Here is a 23,287-nt window from a genome sequence, read left to right as displayed (position 1 = left end):
TTCCCTCCGCTTATAGCTTAGTTGAAAATGTTAACCTGTAACCTCTTCGTGAAGGATTCTGGCTTGATGATTGAAGCTTCAAGCAACCAAGACGGGGAGGAAGCTTGCCGGGGATGGCAAGTGACTCGCCTGACCTTTGAACATCTTTGGAGGAGTGATAACTGACATGCACAACAAGGCCGCACGACTGAAGAAAGTGTCTCCCAAAGTATTCGAAGTACCGCAAGAAATCGCACATCGTGTGCCACCGGGCCAGACGGTAACGGAACGGTTCCCGATTCTCCATGAAGGAGAAGTGCCGGAATATGATCTGGATTCGTGGACGCTCCGCGTGTTCGGCGAGGTAGATCAAGAGAGTGTATTTACCTTCCAGCAGTTGCTGGAGCTGCCGCAGCATAAGATTGTGCGCGATATTCACTGTGTGACGCGCTGGTCGAAGCTAGATACGGAGTGGGAAGGCGTACGCTTTGCGGACCTCCTGCCACTGCTTGGCGTGAAGCCGGAAGCGAAGCATGTCATGATCCATGCCGATCAAGATTATGATACGAACGTGCCACTGGAAGACCTCTTGAAAGAGGATGTCATTCTGGCGCACCGCTATGACGGAGAGCCGCTGACTGATAAGCACGGATGGCCAATGCGCCTGATTGTGCCTCATCTCTATTTCTGGAAGAGCGCGAAATGGATTCGCGGTATCGAGTTTATGAAGGAAGACCGTCCGGGTTTCTGGGAACGTAATGGCTTCCATAACTACGCTGATCCGTTCCAGGAGCAGCGATTCAGCAGTGACGATAACAGTATGCCGGAAGATGAATGGCTGAAAAAGGAGTTCGATTAAGATGTACTTGCCTATTCTGCAAGTGAATGCGGAAGACTTGCCACCATATGCAATTGTATGCGGCGACCCTAGACGCGCGGAGGCGATCTCGACTAAGCTGACGAATACGGTTGAGCTGGCTTTTGCTCGCGAGTATCGTACTTTCGTGGGCGAATACAATGGAGTCAAGCTGGCTGTCGTCAGCCATGGCGTAGGCTCACCGGGTGCGGCGGTATGCTTCGAGGAGCTGATTCGCGGCGGCGTTACGACGCTGATTCGTGTAGGTACGGCAGGCTCTTATTCTGCCGACCATCCAGCAGGCAGCCTGATTGTTAGCACAGCGGCTGTACGGGCTGAAGGCCTGACGAAGCAACTCGTACCAGACGGCTTCCCGGCTGTGGCGGACAGCGCGATCGTCGATGCGCTATACGAGACAGCGAAGGAAAGCGAAGGGATTGTCAAGAAGGGAATAACGGTTACGCTTGACGTATTCTTCAACGGCGTAGTCGAGGTGCCGCATAAGCAATTCAAGGCGGCAGGCGCGCTGGCGGTGGAGATGGAGATCGCAGCACTGTACATCGTAGCAACACTTCGCGGCGTAAGAGCGGGAGCGATTCTCGCACTGGATGGCTATGCCGATTCCGATCTGGCAGCCGACTATGATCCGCACACGGACGTTGTCTCGAACGCGGTTGAACGTGAAATCGTTACAGCACTGGGCGCAATCGTTAAGCTTGCGAAAGCATAAAGTTTAATACATAAAGGGCTGTCCCTATAACGACAGGCCCCGCTATAAGCAAGGCCGGAGGTTCGGTATCGGCATCGCTTATAGGGGAGCCTGTCGGGGGATGGCTCTTTTTTTGTTGTTGAGCGGTGCCAAAAAATAGCATTTCCAGATCCTGGCGCTATTCTTATGTGGGATGGTGGAACAAATTAGGCATCCCTCACCGCATTTGTGGTAAACGTAAAGCGGATGGTTAAGTTAAAAAAGCAAAAGCAGTCTATCCCTGGATGAGGATAGACTGCTTTTTTCAATTTGAAGATAGTCGTTTGCTTATGAACGATTCAAATGACTAGGGAAGAAGGCCCCCATGCCTGGAAGCCTTCTCTTGAAATCATAGGATGATCAACCAACGCTTTCCTTCGGCGTGCGAATCAGCAAAGCCAACACTACGATGACCAAGGTAAGCACAATCAGCAAATTAAATCCGTTCGAAATCCCGAAGACTTGGGATACTTGCCCGATCAGGATACCGATGACAGCACCGCCTAATCCTGAGGCCACATAGATTAAGCCCTGCAAAGATCCGGCCTGCCGGGTCAGCTTGGAGGCAATCCCTTGCGCCGTCGGGAAGAGCACAGACAAGGCAAGACCGAATAGCATCATGAGATAGCTAAAATCAGTCATGAAGATGCGTCCGACAATCAACGAAACGAGCGCGAACAGCGAGAATACGACGAGGGTGCGTCTTTCGCCAAGCTTGTAGATGATAAATCCGCCTACAAAACGGCCGATCGTGAACAAGAACGCAAAGCTGGCAATAATGTAACCGGCCGTAGCCGCTTTTTGCGCAGCATCCATACCTGCAATATCAAGAGCAGTATAGAAGATCGGGAAAAAGTTAAGGAACCCTGCCTCAACGGCGACATAGAAGAGAATGAACAGAATCACGAATAGAATTTGGCGGTCCTGAAAAAGCTTCAATATAGAGCTGATCGTCACCGTGTCTTGCCCTTGCGAGGCGGCTTGCTTTGCCGGTTTAAAGGCAAGCAGGGCGAGCAATATGACCGCGATTACAACCGCAGTCCCGATATAAAAGAAGCGCCAGCTCACGTTATGAGCGAAGATAAAGTTTAACAAAAGCGGCGTTACGATCATTCCGACTCCAAACAGCGCATTCGCCAGATTAAACACCACACCCGCTCGCTCTTTGAAGAACGTAGGAATCAAAGTGGCAACCGATACCGTCATCGAACCAATACCGAGTCCGACAATCAAATAGAATCCCAGGAAAAATGCTACGGTAAAGGCAGCGCTTGTTCCGATGAGACCGCCGATCATCAATACCGTACCGATGCTCATGACAATCTTGATCCCTTTACGGTCGGCAAAAATCCCTGCGATCAGACTAGCCAGCAAGAAACCAATTTGGAAAGTAGATACCATGATGCCAACCTGGCTCACATCCAACGAAATATCGTTCTGCACCTTTTCCAGAATAAGACCTTTCGTATTTTGAACTCCGCCAAGCACGAACATCGTCGCAAAGATGAGGAAATAAATAATCGAGCGTTGTAGTTTTTCCATGATGTTAGTTGCTTCCTTTCACTCGGTAAGTTTGTATGGCGTCAAATAAGTCATCTGTTGCCCAGCCATAGCAATAGTACAGGAGATCATCCGCAGCGCTGCTCTCTCCGGCTTGAATGGCCTGGATCAGGTTGTGTGGAGTTAAATTCCACATTTGAATCCCGCTGAAAATGCGTGTCCCCGGAGCGGATTGAGTACGAACGATATTATTCTGATCCGCTACGAATTGAATGGGAAAGCCTTCTTGCTTGAAGGTAGCGTAAGATAAGTCGTAAGGCAGGTTAAAAAATCTTTTGAAAGCTTGAAACGCTGCTTCCTGCTCCTGCTCGGTCGCCGCCAAGTGATGGATCAACCCCTGCACGTCAGCGCCCCCGCCCAGCTTGTGATAGGGGAAGTGCTTCAAGGCAGGCGAAAGCTTGGTCAAGTTGGCATAATCTTGTCCCAGCATCCAACTGTAAGCAGGCGGCCATAGATCAAGCCATATTGTAAAGTCGTGATTTACTTTTCTTACGCGATCAATCAACCGTCCCACAAAACCCGATACGCTTTCCTGACGAAAAGCGATCCAGGCTTGCATCGTCGGATTTTGCTCCGCATACGAAACAGCCTCGTCGAAGCGCTTGTCTTTTAACAGGCTAACCCAGGCTTGCAGCGCATGCTTGATAGCCTCGGCATCCAGGTTCTGATCAGCCATTTTCTTCTGGCAGTGGGAGCAGAAGCAGGTCAGCAATCCTTTTGGATTCACTTCTTGCCCAGCCCAATCCGGGTAACGAATCCGATCAATCATATAGGAAGCAAAACCGTAGCGCTCATATAAGTGAACGAATGTTTTCTCCCAAAAATCGATCACATCCGGTGCGTTGGGACATAGCCAATGAGCGATAGCTTGTCCTTGAAAATCGATGACAAGATTGTTCTCCAGCAGCGGACCTTCAAAGTGGCCGTTCAAAATATTCAACCAGGGGATAACCTCAATCTCCTCATCTTGCATCGCTTCCTTGATGATCATCAGCGGATCGCGCTCAGCGCTTAAACCAGGCTCCCGGCGCTGATCCAGACCGGATTCCTTGTATGAAGGAAGGATCGCATGCATTGTGCCTGTCCCGTAGACGACCTCATGAACAGGGTTGCGAGGGAGCTTGCCGACCGGATAAGGATTCCTTTCGAAGATCGTATTCACTTCAGGGAAGATGTATTTGATATCCTGCAACTTTCTGATGTGCGACATGATTTGCGGCATACCTTCATCGAGAATATCGTGCGGGTGCAATTGAATACCTGACATGTTGCTTCACGCTCCTTGGCTAGTAAAGTTGTTTGTCCTTCATGAATTGCAACGATGGAAAGGCTTGATTCAGTCCTAATATCGCGATGCCTTGCAGGGCCGATTGATGCTGTAAACTTGAGATTTCGATTGCTACGCTAGTGGTCTCCGAAGTATGGAGATTCACCTTCTTCCTGAGGTCCTCCAGCGATAGCGATTGGGTAACGCCGCCCATTAGCAAAATTTTCTCCGGATTTACGAGTGTAATGATGTTTAGGATACCCAATGCCAGATGATCTTCGAATTGATTAACCAAGCGCTCGGCTTGAATATCTCCAAGCTCAGCTAGTTGGAACACTTGCTTGGCCGACATTTTTTGGTGGAATAGCGCCGACGCGGCCGCTTCCAGACCTGATCCGGAGCACGCCATTTCGAAGTGGCCCTTCGTTGACGGGGCGTACAACTGATTGGAATTGAAAACCATGTAACCAATCTCACCGGCTGCATTTTTGGCGCCGCGAATGACTTTTCCGTCAATGAGCACTGCAGCTCCCAGCCCCGTGCCAATGCCGATCAGAACCGCAGAGTTTACATGCTGGAACACCCCGGCATACATCTCGCCAACCAATGCGGCCCGCACATCATTCTCGATCGTGACAGGGATTTGGAACACGTCTTGAAAATACTGCGCTAAGTGAATGTTCCTCCATTCTGGGAGGTTAGGGGAGCCTTCCAGCACAATTCCCGTTACAGGATCTACGATGCCCGGGGTAGCAATGCTCATAAACGAAAGCCGCTCCATAGGCTGATTCGCTTGCTCGATAAAGGCCTTCATATCGACCACCATCTGATCCAGGAAAGCTTGGCTCGTTTCTAGATCATAGGTTGATACTGTATGTTTCATAAAGCATTCCCCCGCTAAATTGAACAGCCCCATATGAATCGTCGTGCCGCCTAAATCTACAGCAAGTCCGAAAGAGGCATGCTTGGAGAAGTGAAGGTTGGTGCCGCGCTTGCTTAAATCGGCGTCGTCCTTCTCATCAAAGATCAGCTTTTCCTCAATTAGTTCTTTGACAATATCCGAAATGGTCGCTTTCGTGATCCCGGAATGCTTGGCGATCTCTGACCGGGACAGAGGTCCCAGGTCTTTGATGATGTTAAGAACAATATTTTTGTTCATTTTGCGTATCGTGCTGGGTAAGTTTACATTCATAGGGTCATCACACTACTTTCAATCGATTGTTCGTTATTTAAGTTTATATTATAAACCTAAATGGCCAAAATAAAAGTGAATCTCGCAACTTACGCTATTAATCATGTTGTTTTATGTGAATTAAGTTTATATTACATCCTTGATGTAAGCGTGGTCAACAGGAAAATTAAATAAATCACAGCCTATTTGATCCGGAGCATCTTCTTTAAACCACATATTCCCTCTTGGATAATTGCTATTGAAATTCTTGATTTCAATTTGAATTGCTGGAATGAAGGGATTAATAGGATTGAACAAGATATTTTTGAAGGATATGCTAAGCGGTTATTAGATTGGATCGGGGAGAGCTATAAAAAAATATTCATTATTTCACATGATGGTACAATTACGAATTATCGGATATGGCTTGGAGAAAAAGGATTGACCAGAAAAGATTTTCTCGGTGAGGCTGGAGTATATCGAATGAAGTTGTAGTTTGTTATTTCTAGTTTACCACTATCGAGCTGACCTATGCCGTAAGCATAGGAGTAACTCGGTGGTGGTTTTTTATTTGTTCTGCCTAAATAGGGAAGACTAGGAAGGAAAAGGTTCCAAGCAGCCTCATTTAGTTTTGTTTTTTTAGTATTTGTTTATTATTTTAGGATTTTGCAGCGGAAAATTGAAGCGTATACTTTGGCTTAAGACAAATATGAGGAGGTCAAAAATCATGAAATTGAAATCGCTTACTTTTACCCTAGTACTCGCAACTGGACTTATTTTATCAGGCTGTTCCCAGGATAACGGTGGTAAAAAGAATGAAAACACGCTAACGATTTACACAGCACGTAGCGAGAGCTTGAACAATGCGGTCATCCCTAACTTTGAGAAGGATACGGGCATTAAAGTCGACATCGTTGTCGCAGGTACAGGCGAGCTGATCAAGCGCGTAGAATCTGAGACGAACAACCCGATGGGAGATATTTTGTGGGCAGCTGACGAGACGATGCTTTCCAGCAAAAAAGAGCATTTCGAAAAATATGTATCAACTGAAGATGAGAATATGATTCCGGCATTCCGCAATAAAACAGGTTATTTCTCGCCAGCTTTTGCTGACCCGACTGTATTTATCGTAAATAAAAATATTGTCGGCGATGTGCAGGTAAAAGGCTTTGAAGATCTTTTGAACCCAGCGCTAAAAGGTAAAATTTCCTTCGGTGATCCATCGGCATCCAGCTCCGCATTCCAATCGCTGGCAGCGATGCTTTATGCAATGGGTGACGGCGACCCAATGTCCGACAAGGCTTGGGAATTCGTAGAGAAGTTTATCGCTAATTTGGACGGTAAAATTGCAGGCAGCTCTGGCCAAGTTCACAAAGGTGTAGCTGACGGCGAGTACCCTGTTGGTCTAACTTGGGAGGACCCGGTTGTTCAATACATGAACAACGGCGCTCCTGTAGATGTTATTTTCCCGGTTGAAGGCGCTATCTTCCCTGGCGAATCCGTTCAAATTATTAAAGGTGCAAAAAATATGGAAAATGCACAAAAGTTTATTGATTACGTGCTTTCCGACAAGGTTCAAACTTTAGTAGGCTCTGAGCTTACGGTTAGACCTCTTCGTGACGGCGTTAAATTGGCAGATTACATGGTTCCAACTGACAGCATTGTTCTTGCTAAAAACTATGACGAAGCTTGGATTTCGGAAAACAAAGATAAAATTACGGCTAAATTTACGGATTTGCTAGAAAGATCAATGGATTAATCGTTTTTCGAAAGTAGAGCAGTTTATACGCTACTTATAAGCTGCTCTATCTTTATTAAGGCTTGAAAGGATGACGAACATGAGTGTATCTATTATAGTCGACAACGTTGTGAAGAAGTTTGAAGATACAACGGTCATTAATAAGCTTTCTTTGCAAATAAAGCCAGGTGAGCTATTTACGCTGCTAGGACCATCAGGCTGTGGAAAAACGACTCTTTTGCGCATGATTATCGGGTTTAATTCCATCGATGGCGGCAGCATTAGAATTGCAGACAAAGAGATTAACCATATACCAGTGAGCAAGCGTAATATGGGGATGGTGTTCCAAAACTATGCGATCTTCCCGCATATGTCTGTCAAAGACAATATCGCTTTTGGGCTAAAAAATCGCAAGCTGGGCAAGGAAGAAATGGAGAAGCGGATTAACGATATTTTAGGCGTCGTTCATATTGAGAAATATAAGGATCGTATGCCAGATAAGCTTTCCGGCGGACAACAGCAGCGTGTAGCATTGGCAAGAGCGATTGTTATCCACCCGGAAGTACTGCTTATGGATGAACCGTTATCTAATCTTGATGCGAAGCTACGCGTGGAAATGCGCAATGCGATTAGAAGCATTCAACAGCAGGTTGGCATTACTACCGTCTACGTTACGCATGATCAGGAGGAAGCGCTTGCGATATCTGATCGCATTGCCGTTATGAATGGCGGAGTTATTCAGCAAATCGGAACGCCGAAGAGCATTTATGAGCGTCCAGCCAATATTTTTGTATCCAAATTTATCGGTACATCAAATGTAATAGAAGCAAAGCTAAAAGTAGAGAACGGCGAAAAATATATTCAACTAAGCGATAATTATCAAGAAAAGATGGCGAATCTGAAGGATCAAGCAAAACCCGGAGATACCGTCTTAGTATCGGTCAGACCTCAGGAATTTATGATTTATGAGGAAAAGACTGGATTGAAGGGAAAAGTGATTAGAAGCATGTTCCTTGGCGTTAATACGCATTACTTTATTGATCTGGAGCATGGTGAAGAGGTAGAGGTTATCCAGGATGCCGACGCAGAGGAGCTAATTCCGGAAGGGGCTACCGTATATTTGAAGGTAAAGCCAACTAAAATCAACGTTTTCAGCAGCGAGGATGAGACAACACTAATTAAAGTAGGTGGGATCAATGAAAGTAAATAAAAAGCCGTTTAATATTTGGAACACCTCCACCTTGCTTATTTTATGTATATTTTTGCTTTTCATCGCGTTTCCGCTTTTTCTAGTTTTAAAGAAAAGTGTGATTGATCCCGGGACCGGACAATTTACCTTTGAATACTTGAGCAAGTTTTTCGAACGGAAATTTTATTGGATTACGATCTTAAACAGCTTCAAGGTAACAGTGGCTGCTACGCTGCTATCTATGGTTATCGGTTTGCCGCTGGCCTACATGATGCGGAAAGTGAAAATTAAAGGCAGTAAGTTTATTGAAATCTTTGTTATTATTTCGTATATTTCTCCCCCATTTATCGGCGCCTATGCATGGATTCAGCTATTAGGACGCAGAGGTGTAATCACGGAGTTCGTCAATAATTTGTTCGGCACGCAGTTTGATGGGATTTACGGATTTGCAGGCATTGTATTGGTGCTATCTTTGCAATCTTTTCCACTCATCTATCTTTATATCTCGGGCGCGCTGAAAAATCTGGATAACTCGCTCAATGAAGCCGCAGAGAGTCTTGGCTATTCGAATATCCAGCGTATTTTCAAAATCATTATCCCGCTCATTATCCCAACCATGCTCGCTAGCGCGCTCCTTGTCTTTATGAGAGTCATTGCGGACTTTGGTACGCCGATGCTGATTGGCGAAGGCTACCGCACCATCCCGGTTTTGATCTATACGCAGTTTATGAGTGAAGTAGGCAGTAATGATGGATTCGCTGCCGCGTTATGTATGATCTTTATTGTTGTAACGTTAGTTCTGTTTTTAGTCCAGCGCATCGTAGCCAGCCGCTTCTCTTATTCGATGTCGGCGCTAAAGCCAATGTCTGTTGAAAAGGTAAAAGGCTTCAAAAATATTTTGTCTCATGCATTTGTTTATTTCGTTGTTTTATTAGCGATTCTTCCGCAGCTAGTCGTAACGTTTACTTCGTTTTTGGAAACGAAGGGAGGCCAGGTTTATACCGGGAACTTCTCATTCGACAATTACAAAAATATTTTGTTTATGAAAAATACGGCTGTCATTTGGAATACTTATAAAATGGGTATTATCGCGATCATCATTATTGTCGTGCTAGGGGTATTGATTTCTTATTTAACAGTTAGGAAGAAAAATGCCATTACGAATATACTAGATACGGTTTCGATGTTCCCGTTCATTATTCCAGGATCGGTACTAGGAATTGCGTTTATTTTTGCCTTTAGTGATAAGCCGTTTGTGCTGAGCGGTACAGTGTTAATTATGGTTATGTCGTTCGTCATTAGAAGGATGCCGTACACGATTCGTTCAAGTACAGCGATTATTGGCCAAATCAGCCCAAGTCTTGAAGAAGCAGCGATTAGCCTTGGCGCATCAGAGGCGAAGACATTCCGTAAGGTAGTTGTTCCAATGATGATGCCAGGGGTTATGGCAGGAGCAATTATGAGCTGGATTACGGTTATAAGTGAACTGAGCTCCTCGATTATTTTGTATACGAGCGGTACGCAAACACTTACTGTATCGATCTATACGGAGGTCATTCGCGGTAATTACGGTAATGCATCCGCATACTCGGCAATATTGACTGTAACGTCAATTATCTCGTTATTACTATTCTTCAAGCTGACAGGCAAACGCGAGGTAAGCGTATAGTTAGCTGGACGTGGAATTGGTATTTAAGTATGCTGAAAGGAGGCTAGAAGCAGCGGCAGAGTACTATATAAAGAGCAGCCTTGCAACGGAGGCTGTTCTTTTTAACAGATAAGACAGTGTCACATTTTCTAACGAATCTCAAGCATCGTGATTGTTTTAGGGTAAAGGGGGAAATGAATATGCAAAAAAGCTTTAGAGACTACATGAAAAAAGTGTTTCTCAAATATTCGATCATTACGATCGCTCTTATTTTCACCTTGTATATTTTATCCCTATACGTCACGTTTATGGTTGTCGTCGTCAAGAAAAACAATCAGGTCAATGACCAGATCCGCGCTACTGTCGCAAATGAGTTTTCCAGGTATCGCAATACACTTGATAAGCTCGTCCAGAATGAAGCTTTTCAGCAGGTGACAGAGGGGCGATCGCAATTATTGGAAGTAAATAATATCTTGTATCCGTTTATTAATTCCAGACCATTTAAAGGGAACTTTGTTCTTTTCGATAAAAATGGCAATATCGTCACCACTAGTCTTTACAAAGGGAATGTAGAAGCGTTAAAAAGTGACTATTTGATGCAAAGCTTACTAAGAGATACGGATCTAAGAGATGGGATAGAGCGAACCGTTGATTATTCGTTGTTTAAGGAAGGACAAAGCAGCTCCTATATTTTCGCTAAAGCGATTATGACAGATGAAAAGATCCAAGGCTATTTATTCTTTTTTCTTGAAGATCTTGGCCGCTACTTTCAGCATTCGGCAGATTTGGTTGCGATAACAGACCGGTTTGACCAAGCGATTTATGTATCTGATCAAAAGCTGCTGGCTCATGTCGGCAAGGTAAACAAGCACTACCTTGAAGGAAATACAGCTACGATTGATAATAATACTTACTATGTAACGAGTCGCACGATTCATGATCAAGATATTCATATTATAAACATGCTATCGATTAACACGTTCATACAATCGGTGTGGATCGGGCTGATTTCTTTTATAAGTATAGGCATAGCTATGATTATTGTTCATTATTTGGTTCTGCCTAAAATCATGAGGCAAAGCCTGCGATCCGTAGATTCGTTAATTCACTTTATTCAAACGCCCTCCAAGGGGATAAAGTCTCAGGCTTTTGAAGAGTTTCAAATGATTCAGGATGAGTTCCTAATTAAAATGGATCAAATTCAATCCTTAATGCAAAGCAATGCAGAAATAGCAGAGATGAAGAGGAAAATGGAAATAAAGCAGTTGGAGGCGCAATTCAATCCGCATTTTGCTTTTAACGTATTGGAAATGCTGCGTTTTGAAATTTTATTCGATCCTCAGAATGCATCGGAAATTGTCGTTTCATTTGCCAACTTGTTAAGGTACAACATCCATTATGGAAGCACGATGGTTCCTGTTGAAACCGATATCAAATATGTAGAGGATTATTTGAAGCTGCAGAAAATGCGCTTTAACCGACGGTTGGATTATACGATAGATGCAGATGAATGTATAAGGGATTTCAAAATTCCAAAGCTTATTATTCAGCCGCTCATCGAGAACAGTATAAAGCATTGCATCGAGGACACGGCTCATTTGGATATTGCGATCAGCATTTTGCGTAATGACGATTATATCTATATGGCTGTAAAGGATAATGGGAAAGGAATTGAGCCGGACAGGCTGGCCTTGCTTCAGCAATCGCTCGAGCGGGGAACGAATGACACGGAGCACTTCGGTATTTTTCATTCGCATCGCGTCGTTCAGCTCATCTATGGCGAGCAGTTCGGGATGACGATTGACAGCGTTCATGGAGAAGGAACGAATGTTGAAATCAAGATACCTTTAAATAAAGGGGATTGAAAGCATGTATAGAGTGCTTATCGTGGAAGATGAGGACATCATTCGCAAAGGACTTACTTATAAGGTGGATTGGCTGAACAATAACTGTGTAGTCGTTGGCAGTGCGATCGATGGGAATGATGGGCTGGATAAAATAAAAGAGCTAAAGCCTGACATCGTGATCACCGATATAAGGATGCCTTTTAAGGATGGAATTATCATGCTGGAGGAAGCACTGGCTGTACATGATTTTGAAACGATTATTATTTCAGGGTACAGTGAATTTGATTATGCCCAAAAAGCGATTTCGCTGGGAGTCAGTGAATACATTTTAAAGCCGATTGATTTTAGATTGCTTGATATAGCGATTCAGAAAACGAGAAAGAAAATTGATGCAAGGCAGCATGAAGAAAAGAAGCATGAATACCTTCATTTGTATCAGGAGGTGCTAGATGTTGAAGCGTTATCGGTTCATTCCACCTATGTATCAGCCATGCTGGACTATATTAAAGGAAATTACCCGCATAGAGTTTCGATAACGGATCTAAGCGAAAAATTGCAGGTATCCACGGTGTATCTGAATGCCAAGTTCAAGGATGAAACGAACTATACGTTTAATGATTTTTTAAACCGGTACAGAATTATTAAAGCGATTGATTTTATGGAGAATAGCGGCAAGCTTATCTATGAAATCGCGGAGCTGGTAGGGTTTAAGGAATACAAGTATTTTAGTCAAGTGTTCAAGAAGTATGTCGGGTATTCGCCTACTCATTTTACGAAGTAAAGATGGTGGCGCCAGGCGGGCAAGCAATAGAATAGGACGGCGCTTGGATCAAGATTGGACTACAGCTGTTGTAGTCCAATCTTTTCGATTTTGTAAGACAATAAGAATAATCTGCTATCATCACGCTTCCCGAGGCGCATACTTCAGATCAATCGCATTGAGCTTGGCGTTGGGAGGGCTCCACTTCGGCGGGCCGTACTTGCGCATGTAGCCTAGTGTATTGAGATAGTCGTGCACAGGCTGCTCTTCATCCAATGTGCGGAACAGCTCCCAGCAAGCGATAACATCGTTGAGAGCACGATGTCCGCCGACGAGCGGGATGGCGTAACGGTCGCACATATCTTTTAGCGTATGCGGGTAGACATGCCGCTCTCTGCTGATGGTAAGCGTATCGATAAAGTCGTTGCGGAAGGAACGGCCGGCAATGCGCATCAAGGAATGATGCAGGAAGCTCAGATCGAATTGTGCATTATGAGCGACGAGCACTTGGTCACCAACGATCATCCGGTTCAAGATACGGAACGCGGTGTCCTCATCCATCCCGTATGCGGTCATATCGTCGGTAATGCCGGTGAGTTCTGTGATTTTCGGCGCCAGCTTGCCATCATATTGGACTAGCGTACTGAATTCACTTGCAATCTCGCCATTGACGACACGAATGGCCGCCATCTCGATGACGCGGTCGTTCTTGGGATCGAGTCCGCTCGTCTCGAAATCGAATACGGTAAAGGATCGCTCATGTAAAAGAGTCATATATGTTCACCACTTTTTATGTAAATTCGTAGAGCACTATCCTTATAACTTCTACACGCATGCCCGATCCCCTTTCCAAAAACGCAAAAAACCTCGGAACCGGCTTCAAAAAAGCGGTCCCGAGGCGCGTCGTTCTATGGATTAGTGGTTGTTGCCGGACGCGTTTCCTTTTTTGTCCGACGATTTGGTTTTGGTGTTTTTGCTCGCATGTCCTTGCTGCTTCGCCATGAGTTCATCCTCCTTTCCAAGAGATATTTTTAGTGTGAGGCGAAGGGGGCGTTCCTTATGCAATGTGAATTTTGGATTCTGTACAATTCGCTCTTTCTATCTTTCATGGATGTGATACACTGTTGGTAGATAAGAGACGTACGTACATAATTGCTTTATGCAACGGAGGAACGTCACATGCGACTGGGAGAAGTCTTGGAACGAATTTGGAGCGGGATAAAAGGAGGGGATTTGGCGCCGGAGCGCAAGCTTGGCAAAGAAGCTGTAACGGCACTAATTATTCATAGTTGTTTTCAGTTCGGCGCGTCCATGTCGGGCTTGTTCCTGAACTTGTATTTGTGGAGGCTGACTGAGGATCTGGTCATCAATGCCGTCTACAATATTGTCAGCTTTATTATTACGCCTATTGCCTTTGCAGTCGGCGGCTGGATATCGAAAAAATATGATCGCATGTTGACCTACCGGCTCGGTATTGTCATGATTGCGTTTTTTTATTTGCTTGTTATTTTGGCGCAGGAGCAGGTGCCGAATTATTATATCTGGTTTGCGATCTTTAACGGCTTTGCGTCAGGCTTCTATTGGACGGGGTATCTGGTACTGCAATATGATGTCTCCACGGATGCCAACCGGATTCGTTTCCTGGCGATAAATATGGTTACGTTCAACTCTGCCGGTCTGGCTGGTCCCGCGCTAGCGGGCTTCGTCATCCAGCGGAATGACGGTTTGTCAGGCTATATTTTGATCTTTACGGTTGCCTTTATCATGTTCGTAGTCGCCGCGCTGATCAGCTTCAAGATTCCAACAATCAAGACGCATCACAAGACGTACTATCTGAAGCTGATGGGCGAGGTCATGCGGCGCAATAAGCGGTGGGTCAAAGGTTTGTACAGCTTTCTGATCCTTGGTTTGTTCCAAGGCATAATGCTGTTCCTGCCCAACATCCTGCTCTTCCAGGCTGTGAACCGGGAGGACTGGGTCGGTTATCTCGGCGTCTTCTTCTCCGCGCTGACGGTGGCGACAGGCTATGTCATCTCCCGCAGGGCGCAAAAAGAAAATGTGCGCAGATACGTGTTCCTCGCAACGAGCGGAACGGTGCTTGGCGCGGCCCTGTTGCTCATTCAGGTGGAGCTATGGTCTGTTGTCCTGTTCATGATTTTGTTCTCCATCTGCAATCCGCTTGCGATCAACACGCTTACTTCTTACTACTACCGGATTATCGGAGAGCTGCCGCTAAAAGGACAGCTGCGTATCGAGTCGGTCGTCATGCGAGAGGTGTTCCTGAATATTGGACGGGTAGTGTCGATTGTGCTGCTGGCCATATTCGGCTCCGATCTGGAATCGATCTGGATGCCGATTATCCTGTTCGGTGCTGCCGTGATGCAATATGCGCTGGCATGGCTGATCAGTGAGGATCAGCCTAAGACAGTGACGGAGCAGGCTTCGTCGGCAAAAGAGGCATAGATAAAAAGCAGCGGCTCAGCCGCTGCTTTTTTAATTCCAATAGATTAGAGTCGTCTGCGCTTGTAGAGGACGATGAAGAGACATGATGCCAGCAAGATAACAGCGGAGACAGCTGCCATTATCGCTTCCTCTTCGTTGCCTTCGTTCAGCGCTGTCGTGTCGCCTGGGAAGCGTCCGCCGCCGAAGCCTCCCATACCGCCCATGCCTTCCGGTCTAACGCCGCCCATAAAACCGCCTTGGCCTTGTCCGCCGCCTTGCGGATTTCTGCCTCCGGCCCCATTGCCGTTCTGCTGGCCCTCATTCGGCGCTTGTTGCTCGCCGTTCTGGCTGTCTGGCGTAATCTGTTCTTGCGTATTGCCGTCTGGCCGAACCATATTCGGGGCGGATTGGGGCTGGGAAGCGCCATTCTGACTGTTCGTCTCTGTGGCAAGTATGATTCGCTCGCGTGGGCTGACCGATAAGCTAGCCGCAACAGCATCACGGGAAGAATCGTCATAGGCCGAGCCGCCGTTCTCAGGGACCGTACTGTTCTCCGATGCAGTCCCGCCTGGGAATCCTCCTTCAGGAGGTGTGAATCCCTCCGGCAATTCGCCGCCCGGGAATCCGTTTTCAGGAGGCGTGAATCCCTCCGGCAATTCGCCGCCCGGGAATCCGCCGAACCCTCCGCCGCCAAAGCCGCGGCTGCCGCTGCCGGTGCCGTCCCCGGACGATGGCTCCGTGCCGTCGAGCTGCTTGGCTATGCTGGCGGTCTGCGTTTCCGTAAAGCTCAGCAATTTCTCTACGCCTTGCTCATATTGCTCATAGGTGACAAAAGCTGTAGGATCAGCTTTCACATCCTCCGAAATCATGGCCTTCAGCTCCGCGACTCTAGCTTCGAAGCGGCCGCTCTCCAGATAGCCGTCCAGCATCTCCGAGATAATCTCGTGATACCGCTCCTTGTAGGCATCGACGGCAAGCAGCTTGCTGACGAGCGGACGATCAGCTACAGCGCCTGTCGTCGGCTCGTCGATGAGGATGCCCGATCCGCCGAATCCTCCGAAAGCCATATTGTAGTCCCATGGCAGTACAGAGAAGATGCCGTCCAGCTCATACAAATAGTAGTTATGCTTCTTCTCGGACAAGTAACTGTCCATATTGCCGATGACGGCGTTCAGCGCGATATACTTCAGCACATTGTCGGTATCCAGTACTTGATCATAGTTGCTTCCGTTATTCAACTCGTCCAGCATGGCGAGCAGAGCTTCATCATTGCGCTTATCGGACTTCACATCGAGTCCGGTGTAGGCTTCTGCCGTCTCCAGCCATGTCAGCTCGCTGCCGCTGCCTCCATTAGCTTTGTAAAGCGTGCCGTAAGCCTTGCCGAAATGCCGCTCCAAATAAGCGTCGCCAATCTGCTCTACAGCAAGATAGAAGCCCCATAGCTCACCGTTCACGTATACGTTGACGTAGGAGCGTTTTGGCGTGGGCAATCCCATCTCCTCCGCTAATTCATAAGATAAAAATTCCTGCATATAGCTGTTGTCGCTATAGTTGTTGTTCAGATTAACCTTGCTGATGCCGCCAAGCGTCTGATTGACGTATTCGTCGAATGAAATCTTGAAGCTGTAGCGGTCCGAGTCCGGCATGTTCACGACGCTGTTCAGACTCAGGTTGCCTTTGGTCCGAATGGCTATGTTCTCAAATGTCTCGCCATTGTACTCCACAGACGCTTGCTTGAACTGCTCTGCTGCGGCATTGTCCAGCATGTCCTGAAAGTCGTCAGGGTCAATCGTAATCTTCACATCGACAACTTTATCCTGTGGAAAATACCGCTCATCGAGCAGCTGTTCATCCGCAGAGACGGTCTGCGCGCCGAATGTTCCCGTTACGCCGGAGTCCATGGCCAGCGCGACGCCGACAAGGGCGACGACGATCAGAAGCGTCATCAGCCGGGACGCGTATTGACGGATTGCTCCCATCTGTTCATCCCCTCCGTTTCTTAAGATACATAATCTCCGTTATAGCTGATCAAGACGGCGCTGCGCACGCCTGGCAATGCGCTCAATTGGTTCACGAAGCGGCCCGTATGGTCCTTCAGGCGAAGCTCCAGCGTCAGCTCGATCGAGCCTGCGGAGACGTTCTTCTGCTTAACGTTGAAGCGCTTGGCATGCTGGCTCACATGCTTGTGCAGCAGCTCTTCGCCTTCGTCGCTCTCGACGTGGGCCACGAGCAGGAACGGTGTCTCTGCTGTGCCGCCTTTTACGAAGAAGAAGAGAATCAGGCCTACGATGACTGAGCCGATAATCGCGAGATTATAGAAGCCTGCACCTGTTACAATTCCTGCTACAGCTGCCCAGAACAGGAAGATGAGGTCAGTGGGGTCTTTGATGGGTGTACGGAAGCGGACGATCGACAGAGCGCCGACCATACCGAGTGACAGCACCAGATTGGAGTTGATCGCAATAATGACAACTGCCGTAATCATGGTCATGCCGATCAGCGAGACGTTGAAGCTTTTGGAATAGAGCACTCCGCTGAAGATGCGGCGGTAGAGCAGGTAGATGAACAGTCCGATGATGAACGCTATGGCCAGCGTCAGCAGGATTTTGCTAAGGCTGATGTCCGACGCGAAGTTGTCCAATACCGAATTACGTATAATATCCGAGAAATTAGTTGATTGCTGAGATGTATCCATTTTAATAATCCTCCCATGAGTTCGATTTCAAATATTTGCGGCAAATGACATACTTGGATGCGGATTGGCGGTTCAGGCCTTCCAATTGAATCGCGGTCTGGATCGCCGAAGGCATGTATTCGTCAAACTTGACCTCCAGAATGATCAGGTTCTGGTCAAGCGCTCGGATCGGAGCTAGCTCCGGGTCGAATATGTCGGTCGCATGCAGTCCGGTGCGGAGCTCCTTGTCGAACGTAATGCGCACATTGCCGTGCTTATTCACATATGGCTCGCGTACATAATCGACGATGACTTTGGGCGCCAGCAGGCTGTGCTTCATCCGGTCGTGGATTTCAAGCAGCAAGGGCTTGCGGCCTTCTTGCAGGATGCTGATGTCTCCGGCGAGCAGCGCATCGTACATCTCACGGGTAAGTGGCTCCTTCACTTTGGCGATGTAGTCCTTGAATTTGATTTTTTTCTCAAAATGAATGACGCCGTCGGAGTGGTTGTAGATGCGAATGCGGTACTTGGCCCGGTCCCGGATGCCGCCCAGCTTCTCGTGCAGCGCCGTGTTATGGATATCGTCGAAGTAGAGGCTTCGGATATGATATTCGCCGTCGGCGCCGGCATGCTTGTCTCGCTTCATAAGCCCCTTCAATCGCTGACGGATGATGAAATGCTGATGATGGTTAATCATAAACTTTAGCTCGTTGCGGTATTGGAGTTCTCCGTTCATTTTTTTCACACCTCGTTTCGATCGCTTCTCTGTAACCACTGCTATTGTATAAATCTTTACTTATTCTTAACTTAAGGCCCGCTGAAAGATTGCTGAATGCGCGCCAAGAGACGGTTATGATAAGCTTTGGCTAACAAATGGACGAAGGTGCAGGTGAGCAGAATGAAGAAGGAAGGACTGATTATCGCTTTGTCTGCGATTGTCATCATTGGCGTGTTCTTCTGGGTGGAAGGCCGGAAGAATGAAGCGATGGACAAGCCGCATTCGCTCGTCATGAATGTAGGAGAGGATGCGGCGACCGTCCGGTCGTTCACATGGCAGAGCGGCAGCAAGCTGAATAGAAGCCTGATTCAATATGTAGAGAGCGAAAGCCGTGAGGTGGACTGGAAAAGCGCACATGCGGCGACGGTGGAAGGCACTTTTGATCTGATTGCGACAGATGGCAACCGGCGGATGGTGCATCAGGCAACCATATCCGGTCTGCAAGCAGGCAAGACCTATGCTTACCGGGTCGGGGACGGTACTGCCAAGGGCTGGAGCGGGACGGAGCTGTTCTATACCATTACGGATTCGCATGTTGATGGCGGATTTTCTTTTATTAATGTGACGGACTCACAAGGTGAGACGGAGGCGGACTTCAAGCTGTGGGGAGATACGCTGAAGCAGGCAATCCAGAGTGTGCCGGATGCCGCTTTTGTTGTCCATAATGGTGATTTGACGGAAAATCCGAAGGATATGGGTGCGTGGGATGCGTTCTTTCGCGAGGCTGCGCCTTGGCTGTCCTCCGTTCCGCTGATGCCGGTCACAGGCAATCATGACGAGGTGGACGGCGACGCGGAGCCGTTCGTCTCGCTATTCCATGTGCCTGACAATGGCGCGACGGATTCGATTGACGGGACGAGCTATTTTTTCGACTATGACGATGCCCGGTTCATCATGCTCAATACGGAATCTAATATAAACGGCCAGACGGAGTGGCTAGAGGATGTGCTGGAGAAAAATACACGGAAATGGGTTATCGTTTCCCTTCATAGAGGACCGTACGGCGGTAATCAGAACAAAAACATTGGAGATTGGGTGAAGCTGTTCGACCGCTACGAGGTGGACTTGGTGCTGCAGGGGCATAACCATGAATACGCGCGTTCGTACCCGCTGCGGGATGGTAAGATGGCCACGGGCAATGATTCGCATGTGCTGGATCGCGCCGGAACGGTCTATGTCGTGACGAATGCCGCTGGACAGAAGCTGAACGAGAAGAAGGAAGACCAGTTCTACCACAAGGTACACCTCCAGAATGGCAAAAGGATGTTCGCCGCTATTCGGATCAGCGGGAACATCCTTAAGTTTCAGGCATACGATACGGATGGCAAGCTATGGGACGAGTTCGTGCTGGAGCATACGTCGTCATAGTCCGCGTGATGATTTATGGATGCGGGTCTATAGATCGATTCTCATACAGCGGAATTGTAATGAGGAACGAAGTTCCTTCACCAACACCGCTGAACACCTCGATATGCCCATAATGGGCTTCAACGATTGATTGCGTAATCGCAAGACCGAGCCCGGTTCCGCCGCGCGCGCGCGAGCGGGACTCCTCCCCTCGGTAGAAGCGCTCGAAGATATGCGGGAGATGAGCGGAGGCGATGCCGGAGCCGTTGTCCCGAACTTCGAGGCGGGCGGTATTGCTGCTCCTTCCAAGAATAACCTCGATATCTCCGGTCTCGGCATCGGTATGCTGAACAGCATTATGAAAGAGGTTAAGTACCACCTGCTTTAGCTTATCCCGGTGAATGAGGGCCGTGACGTTGCTGGCGGAGCGTACAACAAGACTCCGCTTACCTGCCAGCAAGGCAAGCTGGGGCTCCATCTCCGTCAGCAGCAGATCGAGCCTTGCCGCTTCCAGCTTGAGCGGCGCGGGCTGCTCAAGCCTGACCAGCTGAAGCAGGTCCTCTACCAGCTTGTTGACCCTCTCCGATTCTGTCTTCATGCTGGCGAGCGCGCGCATGAGCTGCTCCTTATCCGCAGCCGCCCCTCTAAGCAATACCTCGATAAATCCGTGCAGGGAAGTAAGCGGCGTCCTCAGCTCATGGGAGGCGTCTGCAATAAAACGTCTCATTCGTTCATTGGTTGCGCGCTCTTGCTCGAATGCGGAATCGAGACGCACAAGCATGCTGTTGAACGCCTCGGACAAGGAGTCGACCTCGGATTGTCCTTGCCTCTCCGGCAGTCGTGTGTTCAGGCTGCCTGCATCCGTCAGCTCCGCTGCCTGTACGACCTTGGAGAGCGGGTACAGCGTTCTTCGCAACAGAGGCAGATACAGCAGCAGTCCCGCGATTAGAGCCGCGGCAGCAAGCGCTGCGAAGATGGCGACCTGTGTAAGTAACTGATTGCGCAGCGATTCCGTCTCGACGGCGGCTTGCAGCATGCTGCCGTCCTTGTCGCCGGGGCGGGGGGCCATACGGAAAACGGCTATATATGGCGTCCCATTGTCTGCCGTGATGAGCTGATAGTCGGGACGTTCTCCGGCTTGCAGCTTCTGGCGGATCTCATTGTACCCCTCGATTCCGAGCAGCGGTGTATCCTTCGGATCGATATTGCCGTCATCGGTTACCGCCTGCGCTTCTCCCGTTGCATCAATGACAATTAACGAAAATCCCGGCTGGAATAATAACGGAGAATCCGGCCGTACTTTGCCGGGATGTCGGATGCCCGGCTCCTTGCCGTCCAGCCGGAACAGATCGGGTGGGAGGGACATGAGCTGGGCGTTCAGCGCTTCTGCTTTGTTGCGGTATAGGAAGTCCCTCATGAACAGGAATTGCAGGGAGCCGATCAGCACAAACAATGCTGCCAGCACAAGCAAGGAACGAACTAGCAGCTGTAGCCGGAGAGAAGCGGGCCGAAGCATGCGGCGGACGATTCCGGTACGTTCCTTCATGGCAAGTCCATCCGGTATCCGGCGCCGCGAAGCGTGCGGATTAAGCGGTGCTCCTTGTCGCCGAGCTTGTCGCGCAGGGAGCGGATGTAGACCTCGACGATATTTTGCTCCCCGCCAAAATCATAGCCCCATACCTTCTCCAAAATTAGCGACTTGCTCAGCACCACGCCATGATTCATGACAATGTACTTAAGCAGCTCATATTCCGTAGGCGACAGCTCGACAGCTTCCTCCCGATAACGAAACTCTTTGCGCTTATCATCGATGGTGAAGGGGCCATAGGCCACTTCGCCAAGCAGATTGGGGAATTGGTTGCGCAATCTGGCGTGAATCCGCGCCAGCAGCTCCTCGAAGCTGAATGGCTTGACCAAGTAGTCGTCCGCACCTAGCGACAGTCCGTAGACGCGATCTTCTACTTCATCCTTGGCTGTCAGCATAATGACCGCCACTTGCGATCCCGCTTGCTTGAGTTCCCGGCATACCGCAAATCCGTCCATATCCGGCATCATGACATCCAGTATGACGACATGCGGCTGGAATTCACCCGCAGTCTGAAGCGCGTGTCTGCCGTCTTCGGCTGTTGCGATCTGCGCTCCTTCATTCGCCAGTCCCATCTCCAAAAATTGCACGATAGCCGTCTCGTCATCGACGACGAGAATTTTGATTCCGTTCAGCGTTCGCATCCATTGTCCTCCACTTGATGGCTTTGTCCTTCTATTATGAGCGTAAGGCTGCTAATATCCAACTCCTTGCAGCCCAAATAGGGCGATATTCAGCAAATTTTCAGCTTGCGGATTTTTTTTCATTTGGATGAAATGAAATGCGATTTTTGGGGATAGTAACGGTGGTAGCAACAATCCATATCAGGCTGACAAAAGGAAGGTGCAAACGAATGAAGGATAAGCAAGTGGAAGGATATTCGAAAAAGAAAGTGGGCGCGGGATGGCGCTCGGCCAAATACTTAAGCGTGGCAATCATTACGCTTGCGCTGATGTTCAGCTTGCCGAATACATCTCTAGCTGTAGGCAAACGCGCGAAAGGACCGGACGTCTACGTTATTCAGGGCATGCTGAAATCAATCGGCAGCTATAGTGGTCCAATCGATGGCTACTATGGCCCTGCAACGGTCAAAGGCGTTAAATATTATCAAAAGACGCATGGTCTAACTGTATCAGGATCAGTGGATGTGAAGACGCTGCAATCGATCAGCTATTCCTATGCGAAAGCAAAAGGCGCAGCAGGCCAAGCGAAAGCTCAAGCGAAGAGCAAAGCGAAAGGCACTGGTAAAGCTGGCGCTGGCGCAGGCGGCGGTGCAGGCGGCGGAGCTGGTGGCGGCGGAGCTGGCGGCGGTGCAGGCGGCGGAGCTGGTGGCGGTGCAGGCGGCGGAGCTGGTGGCGGTGCAGGCGGCGGAGCTGGTGGCGGCGCAGGCGGCGGAGCTGGTGGCGGAGCTGGTGGCGGTGCAGGCGGCGGTGCAGGCGGCGGAGCTGGTGGCGGTGCAGGCGGCGGAGCTGGTGGCGGTGCAGGCGGCGGAGCTGGTGGTGGCGCAGGCGGCGGAGCTGGTGGCGGTGCAGGCGGCGGAGCTGGTGGCGGCGCAGGCGGCGGAGCTGGTATCGGCGGCGGCAAAGGCGGCATCGGCGGTGGCGAAGGCAAAGGCGGTATTGGCGGCGGAGCTGGTGAAGGCAAAGGCGGCAACATCGGCGGCGGCGGTGCAGGCAAAGGCGGCAACATCGGTGGTGC

At 48.7% G+C, this 23,287-nt stretch carries 19 protein-coding genes; 10 read left to right on the top strand and 9 right to left on the bottom strand.

The window, feature by feature from the left end; all coding sequences use genetic code 11:
* Window positions 1-166: 166 nt before the first annotated feature.
* Window positions 167-838: a sulfite oxidase-like oxidoreductase gene (locus ACFVSO_RS09490; protein WP_387472560.1), complete on the top strand. Its 672-nt coding sequence runs from the start codon at window positions 167-169 to the stop codon at window positions 836-838.
* A gap of 1 nt (window position 839) precedes the next feature.
* The gene (locus ACFVSO_RS09485; protein ID WP_387472558.1) at window positions 840-1,565 is read left to right on the top strand and encodes a nucleoside phosphorylase; all 726 of its coding nucleotides are present in this window, start codon (window positions 840-842) and stop codon (window positions 1,563-1,565) included.
* A gap of 378 nt (window positions 1,566-1,943) precedes the next feature.
* Here the strand turns inward: ACFVSO_RS09485 and ACFVSO_RS09480 are convergent, their stop codons facing one another.
* From ACFVSO_RS09480 to ACFVSO_RS09470, 3 genes are read right to left on the bottom strand one after another with little or no spacing between them, the layout of a single operon-like run.
* Window positions 1,944-3,125 (bottom strand): MFS transporter, encoded by a 1,182-nt coding sequence (locus tag ACFVSO_RS09480; protein ID WP_387472556.1) that lies wholly within the window; start codon window positions 3,123-3,125, stop codon window positions 1,944-1,946.
* Between the two features lie 4 nt (window positions 3,126-3,129).
* Window positions 3,130-4,410 (bottom strand): glycoside hydrolase family protein, encoded by a 1,281-nt coding sequence (locus ACFVSO_RS09475; RefSeq protein ID WP_387472554.1) that lies wholly within the window; start codon window positions 4,408-4,410, stop codon window positions 3,130-3,132.
* A gap of 19 nt (window positions 4,411-4,429) precedes the next feature.
* Window positions 4,430-5,602, bottom strand: a complete 1,173-nt coding sequence (locus ACFVSO_RS09470; protein ID WP_387472552.1) for an ROK family transcriptional regulator — start codon at window positions 5,600-5,602, stop codon at window positions 4,430-4,432.
* Window positions 5,603-6,308: 706 nt separating this feature from the next.
* Between ACFVSO_RS09470 and ACFVSO_RS09465 the strand changes: the two genes are divergently transcribed.
* From ACFVSO_RS09465 to ACFVSO_RS09445, 5 genes are all read left to right on the top strand, one after another.
* Window positions 6,309-7,340: an extracellular solute-binding protein gene (locus ACFVSO_RS09465; RefSeq protein WP_387472550.1), complete on the top strand. Its 1,032-nt coding sequence runs from the start codon at window positions 6,309-6,311 to the stop codon at window positions 7,338-7,340.
* Between the two features lie 79 nt (window positions 7,341-7,419).
* The gene (locus ACFVSO_RS09460) at window positions 7,420-8,529 is read left to right on the top strand and encodes an ABC transporter ATP-binding protein (protein ID WP_387472548.1); all 1,110 of its coding nucleotides are present in this window, start codon (window positions 7,420-7,422) and stop codon (window positions 8,527-8,529) included.
* Window positions 8,516-10,177, top strand: a complete 1,662-nt coding sequence (locus ACFVSO_RS09455; RefSeq protein WP_387472546.1) for an ABC transporter permease — start codon at window positions 8,516-8,518, stop codon at window positions 10,175-10,177. Before ACFVSO_RS09460 ends, ACFVSO_RS09455 begins: the two co-directional genes overlap by 14 nt.
* Before the next feature lie 173 nt (window positions 10,178-10,350).
* Window positions 10,351-12,021: a sensor histidine kinase gene (locus ACFVSO_RS09450; protein ID WP_387472544.1), complete on the top strand. Its 1,671-nt coding sequence runs from the start codon at window positions 10,351-10,353 to the stop codon at window positions 12,019-12,021.
* Window positions 12,022-12,025: 4 nt separating this feature from the next.
* Window positions 12,026-12,784 (top strand): response regulator transcription factor, encoded by a 759-nt coding sequence (locus ACFVSO_RS09445; protein WP_387472542.1) that lies wholly within the window; start codon window positions 12,026-12,028, stop codon window positions 12,782-12,784.
* Window positions 12,785-12,904: 120 nt separating this feature from the next.
* On the opposite strand, the gene ACFVSO_RS09440 is transcribed toward ACFVSO_RS09445, so the two are convergent.
* On the bottom strand, window positions 12,905-13,537 hold the full coding sequence (locus ACFVSO_RS09440; protein WP_387472540.1) for a 3'-5' exonuclease: 633 nt from the start codon (window positions 13,535-13,537) through the stop codon (window positions 12,905-12,907).
* A gap of 405 nt (window positions 13,538-13,942) precedes the next feature.
* On the opposite strand from ACFVSO_RS09440, the gene ACFVSO_RS09435 reads away from it, so the two are divergent.
* A complete protein-coding gene (locus ACFVSO_RS09435) occupies window positions 13,943-15,226 on the top strand; it encodes an MFS transporter (protein WP_387472538.1) in 1,284 nt (427 codons plus the stop codon).
* 44 nt (window positions 15,227-15,270) lie between these two features.
* Here ACFVSO_RS09435 and ACFVSO_RS09430 read toward each other — a convergent pair whose 3' ends face one another.
* The 3 genes from ACFVSO_RS09430 to ACFVSO_RS09420 are packed head-to-tail and all read right to left on the bottom strand — an operon-like array spanning window position 15,271 to window position 18,615.
* The gene (locus tag ACFVSO_RS09430) at window positions 15,271-17,184 is read right to left on the bottom strand and encodes a CotH kinase family protein (RefSeq protein WP_387472536.1); all 1,914 of its coding nucleotides are present in this window, start codon (window positions 17,182-17,184) and stop codon (window positions 15,271-15,273) included.
* A 20-nt stretch (window positions 17,185-17,204) separates the two neighbouring features.
* The gene (locus ACFVSO_RS09425; RefSeq protein ID WP_387472534.1) at window positions 17,205-17,900 is read right to left on the bottom strand and encodes a DUF4956 domain-containing protein; all 696 of its coding nucleotides are present in this window, start codon (window positions 17,898-17,900) and stop codon (window positions 17,205-17,207) included.
* Between the two features lies 1 nt (window position 17,901).
* On the bottom strand, window positions 17,902-18,615 hold the full coding sequence (locus ACFVSO_RS09420) for a polyphosphate polymerase domain-containing protein (RefSeq protein WP_387472533.1): 714 nt from the start codon (window positions 18,613-18,615) through the stop codon (window positions 17,902-17,904).
* Between the two features lie 162 nt (window positions 18,616-18,777).
* On the opposite strand from ACFVSO_RS09420, the gene ACFVSO_RS09415 reads away from it, so the two are divergent.
* Window positions 18,778-20,025 carry a purple acid phosphatase family protein gene (locus tag ACFVSO_RS09415; protein ID WP_387472531.1) on the top strand — a complete coding sequence of 416 codons (1,248 nt, stop codon included), beginning with the start codon at window positions 18,778-18,780 and terminating at the stop codon, window positions 20,023-20,025.
* A gap of 13 nt (window positions 20,026-20,038) precedes the next feature.
* Here ACFVSO_RS09415 and ACFVSO_RS09410 read toward each other — a convergent pair whose 3' ends face one another.
* A complete protein-coding gene (locus ACFVSO_RS09410; RefSeq protein WP_387472529.1) occupies window positions 20,039-21,550 on the bottom strand; it encodes a sensor histidine kinase in 1,512 nt (503 codons plus the stop codon).
* Window positions 21,547-22,233, bottom strand: a complete 687-nt coding sequence (locus ACFVSO_RS09405) for a response regulator transcription factor (RefSeq protein ID WP_387472527.1) — start codon at window positions 22,231-22,233, stop codon at window positions 21,547-21,549. Before ACFVSO_RS09405 ends, ACFVSO_RS09410 begins: the two co-directional genes overlap by 4 nt.
* Before the next feature lie 209 nt (window positions 22,234-22,442).
* Between ACFVSO_RS09405 and ACFVSO_RS09400 the strand changes: the two genes are divergently transcribed.
* Window positions 22,443-23,287, top strand: an 845-nt coding sequence (locus tag ACFVSO_RS09400; protein WP_387472525.1) for a peptidoglycan-binding domain-containing protein, incomplete at its 3' end; no start/stop codon positions are given.

Source organism: Paenibacillus sp. NPDC057967 (assembly GCF_042887015.1).
Lineage (GTDB): Bacteria > Bacillota > Bacilli > Paenibacillales > Paenibacillaceae > Pristimantibacillus.
The sequence above is the reverse complement of the archived record's forward strand: the minus strand, read 5'-3'. Positions and strand labels throughout refer to the sequence as shown.

Coding starts and splice junctions, on each gene's coding strand:
- ACFVSO_RS09445 (WP_387472542.1), top strand. CDS start 12,026: ATGTATAGAGTGCTTATCGTGGAAGATGAGGACATCATTCGCAAAGGA.
- ACFVSO_RS09425 (WP_387472534.1), bottom strand. CDS start 17,900: ATGGATACATCTCAGCAATCAACTAATTTCTCGGATATTATACGTAAT.
- ACFVSO_RS09405 (WP_387472527.1), bottom strand. CDS start 22,233: ATGCGAACGCTGAACGGAATCAAAATTCTCGTCGTCGATGACGAGACG.
- ACFVSO_RS09475 (WP_387472554.1), bottom strand. CDS start 4,410: ATGTCAGGTATTCAATTGCACCCGCACGATATTCTCGATGAAGGTATG.
- ACFVSO_RS09460 (WP_387472548.1), top strand. CDS start 7,420: ATGAGTGTATCTATTATAGTCGACAACGTTGTGAAGAAGTTTGAAGAT.
- ACFVSO_RS09420 (WP_387472533.1), bottom strand. CDS start 18,615: ATGAACGGAGAACTCCAATACCGCAACGAGCTAAAGTTTATGATTAAC.
- ACFVSO_RS09465 (WP_387472550.1), top strand. CDS start 6,309: ATGAAATTGAAATCGCTTACTTTTACCCTAGTACTCGCAACTGGACTT.
- ACFVSO_RS09490 (WP_387472560.1), top strand. CDS start 167: ATGCACAACAAGGCCGCACGACTGAAGAAAGTGTCTCCCAAAGTATTC.
- ACFVSO_RS09470 (WP_387472552.1), bottom strand. CDS start 5,602: ATGAATGTAAACTTACCCAGCACGATACGCAAAATGAACAAAAATATT.
- ACFVSO_RS09410 (WP_387472529.1), bottom strand. CDS start 21,550: ATGAAGGAACGTACCGGAATCGTCCGCCGCATGCTTCGGCCCGCTTCT.
- ACFVSO_RS09485 (WP_387472558.1), top strand. CDS start 840: ATGTACTTGCCTATTCTGCAAGTGAATGCGGAAGACTTGCCACCATAT.
- ACFVSO_RS09435 (WP_387472538.1), top strand. CDS start 13,943: ATGCGACTGGGAGAAGTCTTGGAACGAATTTGGAGCGGGATAAAAGGA.
- ACFVSO_RS09480 (WP_387472556.1), bottom strand. CDS start 3,125: ATGGAAAAACTACAACGCTCGATTATTTATTTCCTCATCTTTGCGACG.
- ACFVSO_RS09430 (WP_387472536.1), bottom strand. CDS start 17,184: ATGGGAGCAATCCGTCAATACGCGTCCCGGCTGATGACGCTTCTGATC.
- ACFVSO_RS09450 (WP_387472544.1), top strand. CDS start 10,351: ATGAATATGCAAAAAAGCTTTAGAGACTACATGAAAAAAGTGTTTCTC.
- ACFVSO_RS09440 (WP_387472540.1), bottom strand. CDS start 13,537: ATGACTCTTTTACATGAGCGATCCTTTACCGTATTCGATTTCGAGACG.
- ACFVSO_RS09415 (WP_387472531.1), top strand. CDS start 18,778: ATGAAGAAGGAAGGACTGATTATCGCTTTGTCTGCGATTGTCATCATT.
- ACFVSO_RS09455 (WP_387472546.1), top strand. CDS start 8,516: ATGAAAGTAAATAAAAAGCCGTTTAATATTTGGAACACCTCCACCTTG.